The sequence below is a fragment of the Hydrogenophaga sp. genome (assembly GCF_011390835.1).
In the GTDB taxonomy this organism is placed as follows: domain Bacteria; phylum Pseudomonadota; class Gammaproteobacteria; order Burkholderiales; family Burkholderiaceae_C; genus Hydrogenophaga.
Genome location: NZ_JAABRQ010000001.1, coordinates 341,752 through 360,824 on the forward strand (window position 1 = coordinate 341,752; position 19,073 = coordinate 360,824).

18 protein-coding genes and 1 other RNA gene are annotated in these 19,073 nt (G+C 65.8%); 9 read left to right on the forward strand and 10 right to left on the reverse strand.

The window, feature by feature from the left end; genetic code table 11:
- Positions 1-239: 239 nt before the first annotated feature.
- The 4 genes from GPT34_RS01660 to dapF all read right to left on the reverse strand — a co-directional run bounded on the left by GPT34_RS01660 (position 240) and on the right by dapF (position 4,061).
- Positions 240-1,304: a GTP-binding protein gene (locus tag GPT34_RS01660; protein ID WP_291008831.1), complete on the reverse strand. Its 1,065-nt coding sequence runs from the start codon at positions 1,302-1,304 to the stop codon at positions 240-242.
- A gap of 97 nt (positions 1,305-1,401) precedes the next feature.
- Entirely contained in the window at positions 1,402-2,424 is a 1,023-nt protein-coding gene (locus GPT34_RS01665; RefSeq protein ID WP_291009047.1) for a tyrosine recombinase XerC, read from the reverse strand.
- A gap of 25 nt (positions 2,425-2,449) precedes the next feature.
- A complete protein-coding gene (locus tag GPT34_RS01670; protein ID WP_291008834.1) occupies positions 2,450-3,148 on the reverse strand; it encodes a DUF484 family protein in 699 nt (232 codons plus the stop codon).
- A gap of 37 nt (positions 3,149-3,185) precedes the next feature.
- Complete coding sequence (dapF, locus tag GPT34_RS01675; protein WP_291008837.1) at positions 3,186-4,061, reverse strand: diaminopimelate epimerase; 876 nt, start codon at positions 4,059-4,061, stop codon at positions 3,186-3,188.
- 204 nt (positions 4,062-4,265) lie between these two features.
- Here dapF and ltnD point away from each other — a divergent pair, with 204 nt between their 5' ends.
- The 6 genes from ltnD (at position 4,266) to GPT34_RS01705 (ending at position 10,768) form a co-directional block, all read left to right on the forward strand.
- Complete coding sequence (ltnD, locus tag GPT34_RS01680; protein WP_291008840.1) at positions 4,266-5,189, forward strand: L-threonate dehydrogenase; 924 nt, start codon at positions 4,266-4,268, stop codon at positions 5,187-5,189.
- A complete protein-coding gene (gene otnK / locus GPT34_RS01685) occupies positions 5,186-6,454 on the forward strand; it encodes a 3-oxo-tetronate kinase (protein ID WP_291008843.1) in 1,269 nt (422 codons plus the stop codon). Before ltnD ends, otnK begins: the two co-directional genes overlap by 4 nt.
- Positions 6,451-7,128 carry an aldolase gene (locus GPT34_RS01690; RefSeq protein ID WP_291008845.1) on the forward strand — a complete coding sequence of 226 codons (678 nt, stop codon included), beginning with the start codon at positions 6,451-6,453 and terminating at the stop codon, positions 7,126-7,128. Before otnK ends, GPT34_RS01690 begins: the two co-directional genes overlap by 4 nt.
- A 28-nt stretch (positions 7,129-7,156) precedes the next feature.
- Complete coding sequence (gene otnI / locus GPT34_RS01695; RefSeq protein WP_291008848.1) at positions 7,157-7,954, forward strand: 2-oxo-tetronate isomerase; 798 nt, start codon at positions 7,157-7,159, stop codon at positions 7,952-7,954.
- Positions 7,951-8,979, forward strand: a complete 1,029-nt coding sequence (gene denD, locus GPT34_RS01700; RefSeq protein WP_291008850.1) for a D-erythronate dehydrogenase — start codon at positions 7,951-7,953, stop codon at positions 8,977-8,979. The genes otnI and denD overlap by 4 nt, the downstream gene beginning before the upstream one ends.
- Before the next feature lie 85 nt (positions 8,980-9,064).
- On the forward strand, positions 9,065-10,768 hold the full coding sequence (locus tag GPT34_RS01705) for an MBL fold metallo-hydrolase (protein WP_291008853.1): 1,704 nt from the start codon (positions 9,065-9,067) through the stop codon (positions 10,766-10,768).
- A gap of 38 nt (positions 10,769-10,806) precedes the next feature.
- Here GPT34_RS01705 and rnpB read toward each other — a convergent pair.
- Positions 10,807-11,156: RNase P RNA component class A (gene rnpB / locus GPT34_RS01710), an RNA gene on the reverse strand.
- A 57-nt stretch (positions 11,157-11,213) separates the two neighbouring features.
- Here rnpB and GPT34_RS01715 point away from each other — a divergent pair.
- Positions 11,214-13,049 (forward strand): FAD-dependent protein, encoded by a 1,836-nt coding sequence (locus GPT34_RS01715; protein ID WP_291008856.1) that lies wholly within the window; start codon positions 11,214-11,216, stop codon positions 13,047-13,049.
- A 133-nt stretch (positions 13,050-13,182) separates the two neighbouring features.
- Positions 13,183-13,917 (forward strand): glycine zipper 2TM domain-containing protein, encoded by a 735-nt coding sequence (locus GPT34_RS01720; RefSeq protein WP_291009050.1) that lies wholly within the window; start codon positions 13,183-13,185, stop codon positions 13,915-13,917.
- 69 nt (positions 13,918-13,986) lie between these two features.
- Here the strand turns inward: GPT34_RS01720 and htpX are convergent, their stop codons facing one another.
- The 5 genes from htpX to GPT34_RS01745 all read right to left on the reverse strand — a co-directional run bounded on the left by htpX (position 13,987) and on the right by GPT34_RS01745 (position 18,573).
- The gene (htpX, locus tag GPT34_RS01725; protein ID WP_291008859.1) at positions 13,987-14,856 is read right to left on the reverse strand and encodes a protease HtpX; all 870 of its coding nucleotides are present in this window, start codon (positions 14,854-14,856) and stop codon (positions 13,987-13,989) included.
- A gap of 178 nt (positions 14,857-15,034) precedes the next feature.
- Positions 15,035-15,796 (reverse strand): DUF3025 domain-containing protein, encoded by a 762-nt coding sequence (locus GPT34_RS01730; RefSeq protein WP_291008861.1) that lies wholly within the window; start codon positions 15,794-15,796, stop codon positions 15,035-15,037.
- The gene (locus GPT34_RS01735; protein ID WP_291009053.1) at positions 15,793-16,545 is read right to left on the reverse strand and encodes an NYN domain-containing protein; all 753 of its coding nucleotides are present in this window, start codon (positions 16,543-16,545) and stop codon (positions 15,793-15,795) included. Before GPT34_RS01735 ends, GPT34_RS01730 begins: the two co-directional genes overlap by 4 nt.
- 14 nt (positions 16,546-16,559) lie before the next feature.
- Complete coding sequence (gene pyrC / locus GPT34_RS01740) at positions 16,560-17,606, reverse strand: dihydroorotase (protein ID WP_291008864.1); 1,047 nt, start codon at positions 17,604-17,606, stop codon at positions 16,560-16,562.
- Between the two features lie 40 nt (positions 17,607-17,646).
- A complete protein-coding gene (locus GPT34_RS01745) occupies positions 17,647-18,573 on the reverse strand; it encodes a LysR family transcriptional regulator (protein WP_291009056.1) in 927 nt (308 codons plus the stop codon).
- Positions 18,574-18,702: 129 nt separating this feature from the next.
- Between GPT34_RS01745 and GPT34_RS01750 the strand changes: the two genes are divergently transcribed.
- The gene (locus GPT34_RS01750) at positions 18,703-19,068 is read left to right on the forward strand and encodes a hypothetical protein (protein ID WP_291008867.1); all 366 of its coding nucleotides are present in this window, start codon (positions 18,703-18,705) and stop codon (positions 19,066-19,068) included.
- The last annotated feature ends 5 nt before the right edge of the window (positions 19,069-19,073 follow it).

A 19,073-nucleotide genomic window follows, 5' to 3' on the forward strand; every position in this document is an offset into this window, starting at 1 on the left:
TCCCCGCTGGGTCACCGGTGACCGGCAAACCCATGGTTATACCCCCATTCGCATCGGTGCCTGCGGTTCGATTCGAGTTCGATCCAGGCCGCACCGAGTGCGCATGGGTGGCGCGCGATTGTAAGGACTGTGGGCGCTGAGCGGCGGACACATGGTCCGAACGGAAGCCCAACCGTTGAAGAATCGAGACAAACAGCACGTTGAGACTCCGCGGATACAACAGACGGTCTGCGGCGCCGTCAGACCAGCGACTGGTCCAGCCCCTGCACCAGGATGTCCTTGGGCAGGTCCAGGCCAATGAACACCATTTTGCTCACGCGCGGCTCACCTTCGGCCCAGGCCGGGCCCAGATCACTGCCCATGAGCTGGTGCACGCCCTGGAAAATGACCTTGCGGTCGGTGCCTTCCATGGCCAGAACACCCTTATAGCGCAACATGCGCGGTCCGTAGACTTGCACCACCGCTCCCAGGAAGTCTTCCAGCTTGGCCGGATTGAAGGGTCGCGTGGCGCGATAGACGAAACTTTTCACGTCGTCGTCATGGTGGTGGTGATGTCCCTGACCGCCGTGGTCATGGGCATGCGAAGGGTGGTCACATGACTCGCCTGGCGCGTGGTCGTGGTGCGCGTGATCGTGATCGTGATCATCCGCTTGGAGGAAGTCAGGGTCGATGTCGAGCTTGGCGTTGAGGTTGAAGCCGCGCAGGTCAAACACCTCTTTGAGCGCCACCTCGCCAAAATGCACCGGCCGCATTGGCGCGCGGGGGTTCATGTGCTTCAAGCGGTGCATCAGCGCATCCAGCTCATCAGCACCCACCAAGTCAGCCTTGCTGATGAAAATCTGGTCGGCAAAGCCGACCTGGCGCCGCGCTTCCTGCCGGTCGTTGAGTTGCTGGGCAGCGTGTTTGGCGTCGACCAAGGTCAGGATGGAGTCCAGTAGGTACTGTTCGGCGACTTCATCGTCCATGAAAAAGGTCTGCGCGACCGGGCCGGGATCGGCCAGGCCAGTGGTTTCGATCACTACCCGATCGAAGTCGAGCTCGCCCTTGCGTTTCCTGGCGGCGAGATCCTGCAGAGTGGCGCGCAAGTCGTCGCGGATGGTGCAGCAGATGCAGCCATTGCTCATCTGGATGATGTTTTCGGTGGTGTCGGCCACCAGGATCTCGTTGTCGATGTTCTCTTCGCCAAATTCGTTCTCGATCACCGCGATCTTCTGTCCATGGGCCTCGCTGAGCACCCGTTTGAGCAGCGTGGTTTTGCCCGATCCGAGGAAGCCGGTGAGGATGGTTGCGGGAATCAGGGGCATGGCAAGCGATCAAAGACAAGAAAACAGGACACAGAGGCAGGCGGGCAGTGTAGTTCACCCACCCGGCCACTGGCGGCGCGCGGGTGTTCAACCTGGCTCATCCAGGTTTGACTTTGGGTTGTTTCGGGGCCACGGTGGAGGGCTCGCCAGCCTGACCGGCCGCGGCTGGGTCCGCGGGCCGGCGGACCGACTGGGCCCTCGGGTGGGCAGCGTCGTAGACCTGGGCCAAGTGCTGGAAGTCTAGACGGGTGTAGACCTGCGTGGTACCGATGCTGGCGTGACCCAGCAGCTCTTGCACGGCGCGCAGGTCGCCGCTGGACTGCAGCACGTGGCTGGCAAAGGAGTGGCGCAGCATGTGCGGATGCACCGGCGTGCTCAGGCCAGCGAGCAGAGAGCGCCGTTTCAGACGCACCCGGATGTGCTGGGGCGTGAGCCGTTGCCCTTGTGCGCCGATGAACAGCGCGGGGTCTTCCCCTGCCCAGGCGGCACGCTGGTCCAGCCAGGCCGCCAGGGCGCTCAGGGCAGCCCGGCCGACCGGCACGCTGCGCCGCTTGCTGCCCTTGCCCAGCACATGGGCCTCACCCTCGTTGGCATCGATCCAGCCACCGGCCTGCGGACCGGCCGCCACATCCAGCCCCACCAGTTCGGCAATGCGCAGGCCGCAGCCGTACAGCAGCTCGGTGACGCAAGCATCTCGCGCGGCCAGTGCCGGCGGGTCGCCGGCCTGCACGTGGCTCGCCAGCTGAATCGATTCGTCCACCCCAAGCGCTTTGGGCAAGGGCTTGCTCGCCTTGGGTGCGCGCACATCTTGCACCGGGTTGTGGTCGATCAGAGCTTGCCGGCCCAGCCAGACATAAAAACCGCGCCAACCCGACAAGATGAGGGCAATGCCGCGTCCGCTGCGCCCGGCGCTGTGCATTTGAGCAACCCAGCGCCGGATGTGGGCGTTGTGCACCTGCCGCAGGTCCAAGCCGGCCTTTGAAGCCAGCTGGCCCAGGCGCTGCAGGTCACCGGTGTATAGGGTGACGGTGCGCTCGGCCAGCCGTTTTTCCACCCGCACATGGTCCAGGTAGCGCCGTACCAACGCAGCGTCTTCAGCGCCGATCGCCTCTTGTTCCAATTCGGTGCGGGTCCTCACCGGAGCGTCACACCGCGGCGGGCACCACTGGGCGCAGCCGCGAGAGGGCGGCGCTGGTGATTTCGCCGATGCGTTCCAGGAAATCGGTGCCCATATCGGCAGCAAAGCGCTGTCTGTCCGAGGAGGCAAGCACCAACAAGCCAAAGGCGTGCGGCGCGAAGCCAGCGCGCATCGGGACCAAGGCCAGCGAGGCGACAGATGCCGCATCCTCCAGCCACTGCGCAGCCTCCAGGCCCGGGTTGGCGCCGCAGTAGGGTAGCGTGAGCGACGAGGCAAAGGTCTGCACGTCGTCGCTGGCGCCCTGGGCGTATTCTTCGGTGGCGTATTCGGGAGCCACCCCCCATACCTTGATCGCCACCTGGGGCACTAGGAACTGCGCGGCGATCTCGCGCGCCGCCACACGCGGCAGCTCACGCGCCTCGCGGGTCAGCAGGAGTTCGCGGGTCCATCGCTGTAGGCGGTCGGCAATGGCGGTGTTCTCCTGCCCATGGCGAATCATGCCGGCGGCCTTGAGTTCCAGCGCCTTGATCTTCTCTCGCAACATCTCCGCTTGGCGCTCCTGCAGACTCACCGCGCGGTGGCTGTGCGGGCTGGTGAGCTGCACCGTCGCGAGCAGGCCAGCGTGACGCTCGAAAAAGTCAGGCGTGTTGGCCAAGTAATTGGCGATGTCGTCTTCGGTGATGGGGGGAATGGTTGGTTCGATCATGGTGTGCACACGATACAGCGGAGCGGGTCGGAGGGTTTCAGGGCAGATCGGGCACATTGACCGTGCCCTCGAACACGGTGGTGGCAGGCCCGGTCATGAACACCGGTGCGTCGTGGGCCGCGGTGAGAGCCCATTCGATGCTGAGCACACCGCCGCGCGTGTACAGGTCCACTTGCTGGTCCAGCAGGCCCAGGCGGATGCCGGCCACGACGGCCGCGCAGGCGCCCGTGCCACAGGCCAGGGTTTCGCCAGCGCCGCGCTCGTACACGCGCAACCGCGCCGTGTGGCGATCGACCACCTGCAGAAAACCTACATTCACATGCTCGGGAAAGCGGGCGTGCGACTCGATCAGCGGTCCCCAGCTTTCAACAGGCGCTTGGTCAACGTCTCCAGCCAACAACACCACATGCGGGTTGCCCATGGACAGCACAGACAACAGCACCTCGCCCACCTCGGGCAAGTCCAGTGGCCAGCGCTCGAAGTCGCCCATGGGATGGGACTCAAGGCCAGTACCATCAAACGGCACGCGCGACAGCGCAAATACTGGCGGGCCCATGTCCACTGTGACGCGACCGTCGGCATGCAACTGCAGCGACAGTTCGCCGTTCTTCACCTTCACCCGAACCGGGTTGCGATCGGTCAATCTCTGTTCGTGCACATAACGCACAAAACAGCGTGCGCCGTTACCGCAATGTTCGACCTCGCCCCCATCGGCGTTGTGGATCACGTATTCGAAGTCCAGACCCGCGCCAGGCGAGGGCCGCACGCTTAGGATCTGGTCGGCGCCGACTCCAAGATGCCGGTCGGCCAGCCAACGGTACTGGGCCGGGCTGAGGTTCAGCCGAGCACGGGTTTCGTCGAGCACCACAAAATCGTTGCCCGCGCCCTGCATCTTGGTGAACCGGATCTGCATCGGGCCGATTATCCCCTCTCGAACCGACCCGCCGGAGCCCCAGTCCCGGCGATGAAAATCGGGAAGCTCAGAGCCGTTTTCAGGGTTTACCTGCATCGACGATCTGAGACAAAGTTGTATGATGACCATACCAATCTAGCACACAAGTGTTGATTCGATGCCTCACCTTTTCACGCTTCAACCTCATTTTCCAACGCAGCCCACATGAGCACTCACACCTTTCGCACACTCGGCGTCATCGGCCTTGGCTCCATGGGCATGGGGGCTGCCTGCTCGGCCGTGCGCCAGGGCACGTCCACCTGGGGCTTCGACCCTCGTCCGGAGGCGCTCGCCGCCTTCAGTGAAGCCGGCGGCCACCCCGCAGGCAGCGTGGCCGAATTGGCTGCGAAATGTGATGTGGTGCTGGTGCTGGTGGTCAACGCGGCCCAGACCGAACAGGTGCTGTTCAGCGACCAGGGGCTGACCAACCACCTCAAGCCCGGCAGCGTGGTGATCACCTCGGCCACGGTCGACCCAGCGCTGCCGCCTGTGTGGGAACAGCGGCTGGAAGAAAAGGGCCTGTGGCTGATCGACGGCCCGGTCTCGGGTGGCGCGAAAAAGGCGGCAGCCGGCCAGATGACGGTGATGGCCTCGGGCAAGCCCGAGGCGTTCACCGCTGCAGACAGCCTGCTCGACACCTTCGCTGGCAAGGTGTACCGCCTGGGCAACCAGGCCGGCATCGGCTCCACCGTGAAGATGGTCAACCAGCACCTGGCGGGCGTGCACATCGCCACCGCCTGCGAGGCCATGGCGCTGGGCATCAAGGCCGGGGCCGACCCGCGCCAGCTGTACGACGTGATCACGAACGCCGCCGGCAACAGCTGGATGTTCGAGAACCGCGTACCACACATCCTGGACGGCGACTACACGCCGCTGTCGGCGGTGAACATCTTCGTGAAAGACTTGGGCATCGTGCTCGACTCGGCACGCGCGCTGAAATTCCCGCTGCCGCTGGCCGCCGCTGCCCACCAGCTCTACCTGTCTACCGCCGCCATGGGCCTGGGGGCCGAAGACGATTCTGCCGTGGTCAAGTACTATGCCGCCCTTGCCGGGCTGGAATTGCCCGCGCCCAAGGGAAAGCTCCCATGATCCTCGGCGTCATCGCAGACGACTTCACCGGCGCCACCGACGTGGCCAGCATGCTGGTGCGCGCCGGCATGCCCACGGTGCAGGTGCTGGGCGTACCTGAGGGTGGATTGCCGGCGGCCGACGCGGTGGTGATCGCGCTGAAGACGCGCACCATCCCCTCGCATGAGGCCGTTGCACAAAGCCTGCAGGCGCTTGCTGCGCTGAGAGCCGCGGGCGCACGGCAGATCTACTTCAAATACTGCTCGACCTTCGACTCCACCGCCGAAGGCAACATCGGCCCGGTGACCGACGCGCTGATGCAGGCCCTGGGCACCGACTTCACCATCGCCTGTCCCGCCTTCCCCGAAAACGGCCGTACCGTGTTCCGCGGCCACCTGTTTGTGGGCGACCAGCTGCTCAGCGACTCGGGCATGAAGCACCACCCGCTGACGCCCATGACAGACGCGAACCTGGTTCGCGTGTTGCAGGCGCAGACCGCACAAAAGGTCGACCTGCTTCGCGTGGACGCGCTGCGCAGCGACGCAGCCACCCGGATTGGCCAACTGCGAGCCGACGGCGTGCGCATCGCGGTAGCCGACGCGATCGACAACAGCGACCTGCTGGCCCTGGGCGAGGTATGCGCCGAGCTGCCGCTGATCACCGCCGGCTCAGGCGTGGCCCTCGGCTTGCCACCGGCCTACCAGCGCCGCGGCTGGTGGGCACCAAGCGACAACGCGGCCAGCCTGTCTGCCGTGCAAGGGCCAGCCGCCGTGCTGTCGGGCTCCTGCTCGCAAGCCACCAACGCCCAGGTGACACGCTGGATCGCCGACGGCCGCACCGCCACTGCGCTCGACCCGCTGGCCTTGCACCGGGGCGAACAAAGCGCGGAAACGCTGCTGGCGCAGGTTCTTCCGCTGCTGCCTCAAGGCCCGGTGCTGCTGTACGCGACCGCTGAACCCGAACGCGTTAAAGCGGTGCAGGCCGAGCTGGGTGTGGAGGCCGCCGGCGCGCTGGTGGAAAACACGCTGGCTGCGCTGGCGCGGGGTCTGGTTGAGGCGGGCGCGCGCCGCCTGGTGGTGGCGGGCGGCGAAACCTCCGGAGCCGTGGTGCAGGCGCTGGGTGTACCGCAGCTGCACATCGGCGCGCCGATCTGCCCCGGTGTGCCCTGGACCGAAGCCGCCCTGCCCGGCTCGGGCGAACCGATGTGGCTGGCGCTCAAATCGGGCAACTTTGGTGGCGTGGATTTTTTTGCCGACGCGCTTCGTGACGCTGGGGTCACGCTGTGACAACGACCTGGCCGAGTGAACAAAACGCGCTGCGCGCCGAGATCGTGCGCGTGGGCGCCTCGCTGTTCCAGCGCGGCTATGTGCACTCGAGCGCGGGCAACATCAGCGCGCGGCTCACCAATGAGCAAGGCGGCGGCTTTCTCATCACCCCGACCGACGCCTGCCTGGGTTTTCTCGACCCGTCACAGCTCGCATGGGTGGACGACAGCGGCACCCAGCGCAGCGGCGAGCGCGCCAGCAAGACCCTGGCGCTGCACCGGCGCATCTATGACAGCGCGCCCGAAGCGCACTGTGTGCTGCACACCCACGCCACCCACCTGGTCGCGCTCACGCTGCACGGCGTCTGGCAAACCGACGATATCCTGCCGCCGCTCACGCCCTACCAGGTGATGAAGGTCGGCCATGTACCGCTGATCGCGTACCGGCGCCCGGGCGACCCGGCGGTGGCCGACGCTGTGGCGGCCCGGATCGCCGCCGCCCGGCGGCCGCTGCGCGCGGTGATGCTGGAGCGCCTGGGTCCCACCGTCTGGCACAGCAGTCCCGCCACCGCGATGGCCCTGCTGGAAGAGCTCGAAGAAACCGCCCGCCTGTGGTTGCTGGGCGGCCGCACGCTGACGCCCCTCAGCGACGCGCAAATCGAAGAGCTGCGCGCGCAGTTCAATGCCCCCTGGTAAGTCTGCCAACCCACCTATTTAGATCCCCATGCCTCGCTTTGCCGCCAACCTGTCCATGATGTACACCGAGGTTCCGTTCCTCGACCGGTTCGCGGCCGCCGCCGCCGACGGGTTTGACGCCGTGGAGTACCTGTTCCCCTATGACTTTCAGCCAGCCGAGATCGACGCCCGGCTGCAAGAGCACGGCCTCACGCAAGCCTTGTTCAACCTGCCGCCCGGCGACTGGACCGCCGGGGAGCGCGGTATGGCCTGCCACCCAGGTCGCGAAGCCGAATTCGCCGCCAGCGTCGCAAAGGCCCTGACCTACGCCCAGGCCACAGGTTGCCGACGATTGCACGCCATGGCTGGACTCAAGCCTGCAGGCGCGAGCGAGGCGCAGCTCCGCGCCACCTATGTGGCCAACTTGAGCGCGGCAGCCGATCGCCTCGCGCCCCACGGCATCACGCTCTTGATCGAGCCCATCAACACGCGCGACATGCCGGGCTACCACCTCAACTGGCAACAACAGGCCCACGATGTGCTGGCCGAGGTGGGTGCGCCCAACCTGAAGGTGCAAATGGACTTTTACCACTGTCAGATCATGGAGGGTGATCTCAGCATGCGTCTAAAGAAGCACTTCGGCGGAGTGGGTCACATCCAGATCGCCGGCGTGCCCGACCGTCATGAACCGGATGGCGGTGAAGTGAACCACGAACACCTGTTCACCCAGCTCGACACGCTGGGCTACCCGGGTTGGGTCGGCTGCGAGTACCGGCCCAAGGCAGGCACCAGCGAGGGCCTGGGCTGGCTGCGCCGCCACCGAGCTGCTAGACAAGCGGCCGCATGAACATCCTCATCACCGGCGGCGCCGGCTTCCTGGGCCGCGGTCTGGCCCACGCCCTGTTGCAGCGCAGCCAGCTCGCCGGCAGCACCCTCGCCACCCTGGCACTCGCCGACCTGGTCTCCCCCACCGACCCCGCGCTCACGCGAGACCCGCGCGTGCGCGTGTTCACCGGCGACCTGCTGGCCAGCGTGCCGGCGCTCATGACCGCCGGCCCCTGGGACGCGGTGTTCCACCTCGCTTCGGCTGTCTCGGGTGAGTGCGAGGCCAACTTCGACCTCGGCCTGCACGCCAACCTCGACAGCACGCGCGCCTTGCTCGACGCCTGCCGCGCACAGACCGTCGCAGGCCACGCGCCGGCGCTGTTTTTCTTCTCCAGCTCGGTTGCCGTCTATGGCAGTGATGCCGCCGTGAAGCTTCCCGCCGTCGTGCGCGACGACACCTTGCCCACGCCACAGTCCAGTTACGGCATCCACAAATTCGTGTGCGAGCAGCTGGTCGCCGACTACACGCGAAAAGGTTTCATCGATGGTCGAGCCGCGCGGCTCATGACGGTCTCTGTGCGTCCGGGGCGATCCAACGGCGCGGCCTCCGGCTTCCTCTCGGGCATGTTCCGCGAGCCGCTCGCAGGCCAGCCCAGCAACTGCCCTGTGGGCCTCGACACCGAGGTCGCCCTGGCCTCGCCAGCGAACACGCTGGCTGGCATCCTGGCGGTGGCCGAAGCCAGCCGCGAAGCCATCGGCGGCCGCACCGCCATCAACCTGCCCGCGCTCACGGTGAGTGTGCGGGCCATGCTGCAGGCGCTGGAAGATCTGGCCGGGCCAGAAGTCGTGGCGCTGATCCGTCACGAGCCCGACGCCACCGTGGCCCGCATCGTCGCGGCCTGGCCGGCCCGTTTCGAGAGCCCGCGGGCGAACGCGCTGGGCCTGCGCGCTGATCCCGATTTCGCCAGCGTGCTGCGACAGTACGTGGCGCACCACCCCGATGCCGTGACCCACCCGGTCGCGCTGGGCCGCCTGGCACAGCGCTGAGCGCGGTGAGGATGGGCTCCCAGAAGCCCACAGTACCCGCCCTCAGGCGACCGCTCCAACCGCAAGCCTGCCGCACAATGCGGCCATGGCACGCTCCTCCCAACTACTCCGCACCCCCCGCAACCCGGCTCCGCTGCGCCCAGCCGCCACCGTCCTGCTGCTGCGCGACGGCGCTCAAGGCATCGAGGTCCTGATGACGCGCCGCTCCATGACGGCCAGCTTCGCACCGGGCGCCTATGTATTTCCCGGTGGCGGCATCGACGCCGCCGATGCCTTGTGCCACGCCCAGGCCACGCGTCGCGCCACCCAGAGCGACCTGCACCTGACACAGGCGATCGCTGCCATTCGCGAAAGCTTCGAGGAACTGGGCGTGTTGCTGGCTCGCAGCGCGAACGGTTCCCATGCGGGCGCTGATGACATCGCCGCACTGGACCGGCAAGCGCCATTCGCCGCGCAGTGTGCGGCGCGAGGTCTAACGCTGGACGCAGCGGAGGTGTTCGTGCTGGCCCACTGGATCACCGATCGCGACCTGCCTCGCCGCTTTGACGTGCCGTTTCTGGTGGCCCGCATGCCCGACGGTCAGGAGCCAGTGGCAGACGAGTCCGAGCAGTTTGAACCGGTCTGGGTGCGTCCGGCCGATGCACTGGAACGTCATGCCGCCGGCAAGTTCTTCATCATCTTCCCGACCATCCGCACGCTGGAGCGCCTCAAAAGCCACGACTGCGTCGAGTCGGTGTTGGGCGCCTGTGCGGTCAACGATGAGCCGCTGTTCACAAGCTGCCCGCGAGCCGGCTTGCTGGGCGGCGCTGAGTCGCGCCACATGGAGCACGAAGCGCCGTTTGGTGAGCTGGCCCTGGTTTGCCCCGATGGCCAGATCACCCACGCACTGGACTGGCAGACCGAGCTACCCGTGCCGCTGTTGAAGAACGTGATGCGCCTGACCGCACCCAACCCTGGCTACATGACGGGGCCCGGCACCAACAGCTATCTGGTCGGCGACCCGAACACGGGCCACATCGCCATCGACCCCGGTCCTGACTTGCCCGAGCATCTGGAGCGGCTTTGGCGCGCCGCCGGTGGCGACCTGCGCGCCATCGTCTGCACCCACTCACACCCGGACCACTCTCCCGGCGCCGCCCGCCTGCAGGCCTTGTGCAGCGCCGGTGGGAAAACCCCGCCACCCATCCTGGGCCTGCCGAGCGCCCCGACCTCGCGCGAAAACAGCCGCTTCACTCCCGATCGAGCGCTGGCCGACGGCGAGCGCCTGACGCTGCAGAACGCGAGCGGCGAAACCGTGCATACACTGCGCGTGGCGCACACGCCGGGCCACGCGGCCAACCACCTGTGCCTGTTGCTGGAGGAAGACGGGCTGCTGTTCAGCGGCGACCACATCCTGAACGGCAGCACCACCGTGATCGATCCGCCTGACGGGAATATGGGCGCCTACCTTGATTCACTCGACCTGCTCGACCAACATTGCGAACAGATCGGGGTCGACTTCATCCTGCCCGCCCACGGCTATGTGCTCGGCGATTTGAAGCGCATGGCGGACAATCCGAGCGCGCCCGAACATGGTGGTGCCCGCGCAGCCATCGCCCACCTGAAAGCCCACCGGCTTGCCCGCGAAGCCAAGGTCGCCCGCGCCATGCAGGCACAGCCACAAGGCACGATGGACGACTGGGTGAAGCTCGCCTACGACGACGTACCTGAACGCCTGTGGCCAGTGGCCAAGCGCTCGCTACTCGCGCATGTGGAGCGCATCCAGAGCCTGGGCGGGTTCAACCTGTAGTGAGGACTTGCCACCTGGAGGTGGCAAGCCAAAAAATAGTGTGAAGCGCGCCGATACGCCGGATTTTGTGCATCCCGGTTGCCCGGGACGTGACCGTCATTCCTCTGGGCCGCTGGTCACCCAGACGGCTCAATGCTACCTACCCGCCAGCTCCGCGGAACCACATCAACGCTGGCCTATTTGGTATTGCTGCGCGTAGAGATTGCCCGTTTCACCCGCACTGAAGCGGCTCGTCTCTGTTGCTCTGATCCTCACCTTAGGGCCCTTTGAGCGAACTCGCCGGGCTTGTCGGTGGAGAGGTATTACCTCCTACGCTGTCCTGTGCAGTCCGGACGTTCCTCCAGTGCCGTCTTTCGACGCTTGCACCAGCGACGGCCTAGCGCGCTCCACCCCGGTATTATCGACGCACCCTCTTGCTTGATCACCACAAGCCACCGAGAAGCCCATGATCCGTGTCTCCGAACTCAAGCTGCCGCTGGCCGCGATCGCCACCGAACACCGCCGCGCAGCCGACGCGCCCGCTGAAACCGAGCGCGACCGCAAGCCGCCGCCTCACCCGGTCGAGGCCCTGACCCGACTCGCCGCGCAGGCCCTCGGCGTGGACCCCGCCGCCATTGGCTCGTTACAGGTGTTCAAACGCAGCTTCGACGCCCGCAAGGCCGAGCTGCTCGCGGTCTATATCGTGGACCTGACCCTGGCAGATGCCGCGCAGGAGGCTGCGCTGCTGGTCCAGTTTCAGAACCACCCTCACATCCAGGCCACGCCCGACATGGCCTGGCAACCGCCGGGGCATGCACCTGATCATTGGCCAACGGCCGAAGCCGACCGCCCGGTGGTCGTGGGGCTGGGTCCTTGTGGCCTGTTTGCTGCGCTGGCGCTGGCGCAAATGGGTTTCAAGCCCATCGTCATTGAGCGCGGCAAGCCGGTGCGCGAGCGCACCCAGGACACCTGGCGTCTGTGGCGGCATCAGAAACTCGATCCGCAAAGCAATGTGCAGTACGGCGAAGGCGGCGCCGGCCTGTTTTCCGATGGCAAGCTCTACAGCCAGATCAAGGACCCACGCCACCTCGGTCGCCAAGTGATGCGCGAGTTCGTGGCGGCCGGCGCACCACCCGAAATCCTCTACATGGCGCACCCGCACATCGGCACCTTCAAGCTGGTGAAGGTGGTCGAGGCCATGCGCGAGAAAATCATCGCACTTGGCGGAGAGATCCGGTTCCGGCAACAGGTGGTCGGCATCACGCTAACGCCCGATGCCGACGGCTCGCAGCAAATCACCACCCTGCAGGTGCAGAACTTGGTGACTGGGGCGACCACCGAACTGGGCACGCGCCGCGCCGTGTTGGCGCTGGGTCACAGCGCACGCGATGCGTTTGCCATGCTGTTTGACGCTGGCGTGTTTATGGAAGCCAAGCCGTTTTCGGTCGGCTTTCGCATCGAGCACCCCCAAGGCGTGATCGACCAGGCGCGCTGGGGTCGCCATGCCGGTCACCCGCTGCTGGGCGCGGCCGACTACAAGCTGGTGCACCACGCGCAGAACGGGCGCACGGTCTACAGCTTTTGCATGTGCCCGGGCGGCACCGTGGTGGCGGCCACTTCTGAGCCGGGGCGCGTGGTCACCAACGGCATGAGCCAGTATTCGCGCAACGAGCGCAACGCCAACGCTGGCATCGTGGTCGGCATCGAGCCGGCCGATTTCCCGCAACAGTTCCCGGCCGACACACCGCACTGGGTCGCGGCCTTCGGCGAGACCGACGGCGCGCGATACGCCGCGCAGGCCCAGGCCATGGCGGCCCAGAGGCAGACCCATCCGCTAGCTGGCATCGTGCTGCAGCGCCAGCTCGAAGCGCGGGCGTTTCAAGCCGGCGGTGGCAATTTTGATGCGCCAGGCCAGCTGGTGGGCGACTTTGTCGCTGGCCAGCCGTCGACCGCTCTGGCCGGGGTGGAGCCCTCGTACCAGCCCGGTGTGAAGCTGGGCGACCTGGCCGCGGTGTTGCCCGGTTACGCCATCGAGGCTATGCGCGAAGCGCTGCCGGTGTTCGGCCGCAAGATCAAGGGCTACGACATGGCGGGCGCGGTGCTCACCGGCGTGGAAACCCGCACCTCGGCACCGCTGCGCATCACCCGCGGCGCCGACTTCCAGAGCCTGAACACCCGTGGCCTGTACCCGGCGGGCGAAGGCGCAGGCTACGCCGGCGGCATCCTCTCGGCGGGTGTGGACGGCCTCAAGGTCGCCGAAGCCGTGGCGCGCGAGCTGCTCGGCCAGACCGCAGCCGCCTGATACCGACCATCGGGTCGACGCCCAACTTTACACAGGCGCCACATTCGCTTGACATGGGCTGCGCACACTACAAGCTCCTCATCGGCTGGAGTGATTCATGAAACCTGTCAACAAGCCTGTGCTGCTGCCCCTGATGGCAGGCCTGCTGGCGCTTGGCGGCGCTGGCGCTGCGCAAGCGCAGGAAGCGCAAGGCCGTGTGCTCAGCAGCACGCCTGTGGTGCAGCAAGTGGCTGTACCGCGTCAGGTCTGCCAGAACGAACAGGTCAGCGTGCAAGGCCGCAAATCGGGCGCTGGTGCCTTGATGGGCGGTATCGCAGGCGGCGCCATCGGCAACGCGGTGGGCAACGGCGGTGGTCGAGCCGCAGCGACTGTGATCGGCGTGCTCGGTGGTGCCATTCTGGGGGACCGCATTGAAGGCGGTAGCCCGTCGTACACCGAGACTGTGCGCAACTGCGGCACGCAGACCCTCTACGAAAACCGCACCGTGGCCTACGACGTGGTGTACGAATACGCTGGACAGCAATACAACGTGCAGATGCCAAAGGATCCGGGCCGCTTTGTGCGTCTGAGCGTGACCCCGGTCGATGCCCTGCCGCCACCCGCGCCCCGCTATGCGCCCCAGGCGCGTGCGGAGTACCAGGTGCCATATGAAGACGACCGTGCCCCGGTGACCCGGGTGGTCATTGGCACCCATTACATCCCGACCTACCCGGTGGCGCCACGGGTGGTGTGGGTGAACGGCTACCGCCCCGGCCAGTGGTACGCCGGCCAGCCCCGCCACTGGCGCGAGGACAACCGGCGCGAGCGTCAGCATCGGCGCGAGGAGCGCCGCGACAACGACGACCACCGCAAGTGGCAGCGCCACTGACCGCCGGTGGTATCCACCCACGAAAAAGCGACCCAAAGGTCGCTTTTTCTTTGAGTCAGCTCAAGTCGATCAGAGCTTTTGCAGCGCGGCGATACGCTCTTCCATCGGCGGGTGGGTGGAGAACAGCTTGCCCAGACCGCCGGCAATACCCAGGGCCTGCATGGTCTTCGGCAATTCGCCCGGCGTGAGCCCGCCCAGACGAGCCAGCGCGTTGATCATGGGCTGCTTGCGGCCCATGAGGTTGGCTGCACCGGCATCGGCCCGGAACTCGCGCTGGCGGCTGAACCAGGCCACGATGATGGCGGCCAGGAAACCCAGCACGATGTCCATCACGATGGTGGTGACCCAGTACCCGATGCCCGGACCCGAATTGCTGTCGCTGCCACGGCGCAGGAAGCTGTCGACCGCATAGCCGATCACGCGGCTGAGGAACACCACAAAGGTATTCATCACGCCCTGAATCAGGGTCATGGTCACCATGTCACCGTTGGCCACGTGGGCCACTTCGTGGCCGATCACCGCCTCGACCTCTTCCTTGGTCATGCTTTGCAGCAGGCCGGTGGAGACTGCTACCAGGGCCGAGTTTTTGAACGCCCCTGTCGCGAAAGCATTGGGTGCGCCCTCGAAAATGGCGACGTCGGGCATACCGATGCCCGCCTTGTCGGCGAACTTCTGCACCGTCTGCACGATCCAGGCCTCGTCAGCATTCTGGGGCTGGTTGATGATGCGCGCGCCGGTGCTGAACTTGGCCATCGTCTTGCTCATCAGCAAGGAAATGATGGCGCCGCCAAAACCGATGACGAGCGAAAACCCGGCCAATGCCGTCATGTTCAACCCGTTGGCGGTGAGAAAGCGGTCCACCCCCAGGATGCGGGTGGTGACCAGCAAGACCGCCATCACGGCGAAGTTGGTCAAAACAAACAACAGGATGCGTTTCATGTGTGCTCCATCGGTGCAATTGGCCGGAACCCGGCGCGCTGCTTGCGACCCGTCAGGCGACTCAAGGTTCCCCGCTCGAGGGATTCACTGCCGTTTCCGGATCTGCAAGTTGCGCGGATGATACCGAGAAACCGTTATGGGGACTCCGCCTGCGGTTTCAAGCCAAGACCCTTGGGTTTCAGGGGGTTGCGGCTGGCCTCGGCGGCCGGAACACCGAGGAGTCGTCGTAGAACGCGGGATCTTCATTGGGTGCCCACCAGCCCGGCACGCCCAGCACTGGCAGCGGGGTAAACGGCTTGCCCGCCAGCTCGCTCGCTTCCAGCCGGCTGGCCAGCCAGGTGTCCCACTGGGCCAGCTCGTGGCTCAGCGCCAGCGGCACCGGCACCGCATACACATGGGCGGTGATCGACTTGTAGGGTGTGACCAGCTTTTCCAGCAAGGCGTGGCCCACCAGCACCAGCCGCGCCTGACTCCAAAGCGGGCGCAGCTCGATGAACAACTTGGGCCAGTCGCGCTGGGTGAGCGCATCCCAGAGCGCATCCGGCGCCTGCAGCAGCGCGGCGTTTTCGTCGAACAGCGTCAGCGCATCGCGAACAGCCCCCCGCACCTGGCCGACGCCCACCTGTGCGATCTGCGCGGCCTGCAGCTGGTTGAGACGGCGCTTGGCGGCGGGGAAGCGGTGCCAGCACAGGCCGTTGAAAAAGTCGTGCAGGTTGTCGCGCGTGGGCACCTGGCCGGTGTCGAAGATGTGCTGCTCGTAAGCCACGCCTTCAGGCAGGTCGGACTGAGGCACGAAGCGAACCGGCGCGCGCCCTAGTGCATTGAGCACGGCAACGAAAGAGGCTTCTCGGGAGAAGATGGGCGCCAGTGCGCTGCCGATTTCCGCCAACGGATCAAACCAGGGCGAATCCCAGGCCACCTCGCAGCGCGACGCGCTCATCCAGGTCGTGCGCCCTTGGCCTGCCGCTTGTCCCTCACCGACACGTGAGATGTGCCTTCGTTGGCGAAATCAAACAGCTGGGAGGCCACCAGCAGCTTGCTCAATGTCGAGTACCCATAGTTACGCGAGTCGAACGACGCTTGGTTGCCGATTTGCTGCCCGACCGCATCCACGCGCGCCCAACCTCCCTCGTCGGCGGCCGCCTGGACCGCGTTTCGCAGCAGACCTACCAGCCTGGCGTCCTGTTTGAGCTGCGCTGTCGGCACGCGAAGCGGCGCTGCAGGCGAAGCATCAGGGGTCTCGGATGCAGCGTCCCCGCCCAGCTTGTCCAAGTAAAGGAAGCGCGAGCAAGCATTGACAAACGGCTCTGGTGTCTTCTGGGCACCAAACCCATACACCGCAGCGCCTTTGGCGCGCAAATGCATGACCAAGGGCGTGAAATCGGCATCCGATGAGACGATACCGAATGCATCGGGCTGATCGGTGTACAGGAGCTCCAGGGCATCGATCACCATGGCCATGTCGCTGGCGTTCTTGCCTTTCGAGTAATCAAACTGCTGCATCGGGCGGATGGCATGCTCATGCAACTTTTCCTCCCAGCCCTTCAACTCGGCCTTCTTCCAGTTCCCATAAGCGCGTCGGACATTGGTCACGCCAAATGTCGACAGCTCGGTCAGGATCACGTCGATTTTGGAGGCGGGCGAATTGTCGGCGTCAATAAGCAGGGCAATATGGGGCTCTGCCCGCAGTGCCTCGCGCGGCTTCACGCCAGCCTCCAGGGCAGCGCTTCACCCGAGCGCAGCGGTTTGAGCTGGGCTTCGCCGAAGGCAAAACTCTCGGGCGGTGTCCAGCGCTCGCGCCGCAGGGTGACGGTGCCGGCATTGCGCGGCAGGCCGTAGAAGTCAGCGCCAAAGAAACTGGCAAAGCCTTCCAGCTTGTCCAGCGCGCCAGCGGCATCGAATACCTCGGCGTACATCTCCAACGCGGCGTGGGCGGTGTAGCAACCGGCGCAGCCGGTGGCGTGTTCCTTCAGATGCGCCGGATGCGGCGCGCTGTCGGTGCCCAGGAAAAACTTCGGGCTGCCGCCGGTGGCCGCCGCCACCAGGGCCTGGCGGTGGGTTTCTCGCTTCAACACCGGCAGGCAGTAGTAGTGCGGCCGGATGCCACCGGTGAAGAGGGCGTTGCGGTTGTACAGCAGGTGGTGGGCGGTGATAGTGGCCGCCAGGAAACGGTCACCCCCGGACACGTACTGCGCCGCCTCGCGGGTGGTGATGTGCTCCATCACGATCTTGAGCTCCGGGAAGTCCTTGCGCAGCGGCTGGAGCTGCTGCTCGATGAACACGGCCTCGCGGTCGAACAGGTCAATATCGGGACTGGTGACTTCGCCGTGCACCAGCAGCAACACACCTGCGCGCTGCATGGCCTCCAGCGTCTTGTAGGTCTTGCGGATGTCGGTCACGCCAGCGTCGCTGTTGGTGGTGGCGCCGGCGGGGTAGAGCTTCACGGCGACCACGCCGGCGTCCTTGGCGCGGGCGATTTCTTCGGCTGGCAGGTTGTCGGTGAGGTAGAGCGTCATCAGCGGCTCGAAGTCCATCCCCGCAGGCACTGCGGCACGGATACGGTCGCGGTAGGCCATTGCCTGCGCCGCGGTGGTGACCGGTGGCTTGAGGTTGGGCATGATGATCGCGCGGCCAAACTGCGCGGCTGTGTGCGGCACCACGGTCTGCAAGGCCTCTCCGTCGCGCACATGCAAGTGCCAGTCGTCGGGACGGATGATGGTGATCGAGGCAGGGGTGGCGGCAGCGTTCATGCCCAGATTGTCTCAAATGAGCCGGCAGGCTCGCGCAAGGTCAGCGTGCTGGCTTGCTTTCGACGTGTTGCTGCAAATCGAGCCAGAATTTTTCCAGCGCACGCTTGGCGCGCCGCGCCGTCGGTCGCTCGCGGTAGATGCGGATGTCCATGTCGGTCTCCAGTCCGGCCCCGGCCGACACCAGCTTCTTGGCGCGAACATCCTTGCGCACCGCGGTGCCGGGCAGAAAGGCGATGCCGTGGCCTTCCAGCGCCATCGCCTTCAGGCCCTCGGCCATGTCGGTCTCGTAAATGCGGTCCAGGTGCACCGGAATCACACTCTGCTTGACCAGCTGTTCAACCGCCCGCCCCAGGTAGGCGCCGGGTGCATAGGCCAAGTAGGGCACCGGGTGCCCGGGCTGCCCGGGCAAGGCATACAGGGGTGCGCCCTGCGGATTGGGCTTCACATAGGGCGCCAGCGACTCCCGGCCCAGATGCAGCATCTCATATCGGTCCGCGTCCAACTGAATCGGCTGACCGGCGTGGTGGTAGGCAATCAGCAGATCGCAGCTGCCTTCGACCAGGCGCATCACCGCGTCGTGCACATTGAGCGCGATCAGTCTTGTCTTGACCGGACCGCAGACCTCGCGCAGCCCCGACAGCCAGGCCGGGAAAAAGGTGAACGCGAGCGAATGCGGCACGGCGAACTCGATCACGTCCTGCGCCGCCGCAGTGTGGGCACGCAGCGTGGCACGGGTGATCTGCAAGGCCTGCAGCATTTCCAGCGCCTGCTCGTACAGGGTCTGGCCTGCGGGCGTCAAGCGCGTGGGGTAAGACGATCGGTCCACCAAATCGGTGCCCGCCCAGGCTTCCAGCGACTGGATGCGGCGCGAAAACGCGGGCTGGGTGACGTGACGCAGCTGCGCCGAGCGGCTGAAACTCCGCGTCTCAGCCAGGCTCACAAAGTCTTCCAGCCACTTGGTCTCCATGGCTGCACTGTACGCCATTCGATTGGACTTCTTGGCCGACTCACGACACGACCCGGCGGACTCGCCAAGGTCAAAAATCGGGTCCAGAATGCTCTTGGCCAGCTGGCCTTCACCACTCAAGGAGACAAGATGTTCAAACCCGATACCTGCTGCACACTGGTGCCCTACTTCGAGATACGGGAAGGCCAGTTGGACGCGTTCAAGGCGCTGGGGCCCAAGTTCGTCGCCAGGACCCAGACCGAGGCAGGCTGTCTGCACTACGCGTTCTCATTCAACGGCAACACCGCACACTGCCGGGAAGGCTATGAAGACGCGCAAGCGGTGCTGGCCCATCTGGACAACGTGGGGGCGCTGTTGGGCGAAGCCCTCAAAATCGCCAAGATCGTGCGCCTTGAAGTCCATGGGCCAGCGGCAGAACTTGACAAGCTGCGCACGCCCCTGGCGTCGCTTGAACCGCAGTACTTTGCGCTAGAGCCTGGCATTCGCCGAGTCTGAACCGG

What these genes read in the sequence shown, in the direction of transcription:
- GPT34_RS01705 (WP_291008853.1), top strand. Translation starts at nt 9,065, where the DNA reads ATGGCACGCTCCTCCCAACTACTCCGCACCCCCCGCAACCCGGCTCCG.
- otnK (WP_291008843.1), top strand. Translation starts at nt 5,186, where the DNA reads ATGATCCTCGGCGTCATCGCAGACGACTTCACCGGCGCCACCGACGTG.
- GPT34_RS01720 (WP_291009050.1), top strand. Translation starts at nt 13,183, where the DNA reads ATGGCAGGCCTGCTGGCGCTTGGCGGCGCTGGCGCTGCGCAAGCGCAG.
- GPT34_RS01715 (WP_291008856.1), top strand. Translation starts at nt 11,214, where the DNA reads ATGATCCGTGTCTCCGAACTCAAGCTGCCGCTGGCCGCGATCGCCACC.
- GPT34_RS01745 (WP_291009056.1), bottom strand. Translation starts at nt 18,573, where the DNA reads ATGGAGACCAAGTGGCTGGAAGACTTTGTGAGCCTGGCTGAGACGCGG.
- GPT34_RS01660 (WP_291008831.1), bottom strand. Translation starts at nt 1,304, where the DNA reads ATGCCCCTGATTCCCGCAACCATCCTCACCGGCTTCCTCGGATCGGGC.
- GPT34_RS01750 (WP_291008867.1), top strand. Translation starts at nt 18,703, where the DNA reads ATGTTCAAACCCGATACCTGCTGCACACTGGTGCCCTACTTCGAGATA.
- GPT34_RS01670 (WP_291008834.1), bottom strand. Translation starts at nt 3,148, where the DNA reads ATGATCGAACCAACCATTCCCCCCATCACCGAAGACGACATCGCCAAT.
- denD (WP_291008850.1), top strand. Translation starts at nt 7,951, where the DNA reads ATGAACATCCTCATCACCGGCGGCGCCGGCTTCCTGGGCCGCGGTCTG.
- htpX (WP_291008859.1), bottom strand. Translation starts at nt 14,856, where the DNA reads ATGAAACGCATCCTGTTGTTTGTTTTGACCAACTTCGCCGTGATGGCG.
- ltnD (WP_291008840.1), top strand. Translation starts at nt 4,266, where the DNA reads ATGAGCACTCACACCTTTCGCACACTCGGCGTCATCGGCCTTGGCTCC.
- otnI (WP_291008848.1), top strand. Translation starts at nt 7,157, where the DNA reads ATGCCTCGCTTTGCCGCCAACCTGTCCATGATGTACACCGAGGTTCCG.
- pyrC (WP_291008864.1), bottom strand. Translation starts at nt 17,606, where the DNA reads ATGAACGCTGCCGCCACCCCTGCCTCGATCACCATCATCCGTCCCGAC.
- GPT34_RS01730 (WP_291008861.1), bottom strand. Translation starts at nt 15,796, where the DNA reads ATGAGCGCGTCGCGCTGCGAGGTGGCCTGGGATTCGCCCTGGTTTGAT.
- dapF (WP_291008837.1), bottom strand. Translation starts at nt 4,061, where the DNA reads ATGCAGATCCGGTTCACCAAGATGCAGGGCGCGGGCAACGATTTTGTG.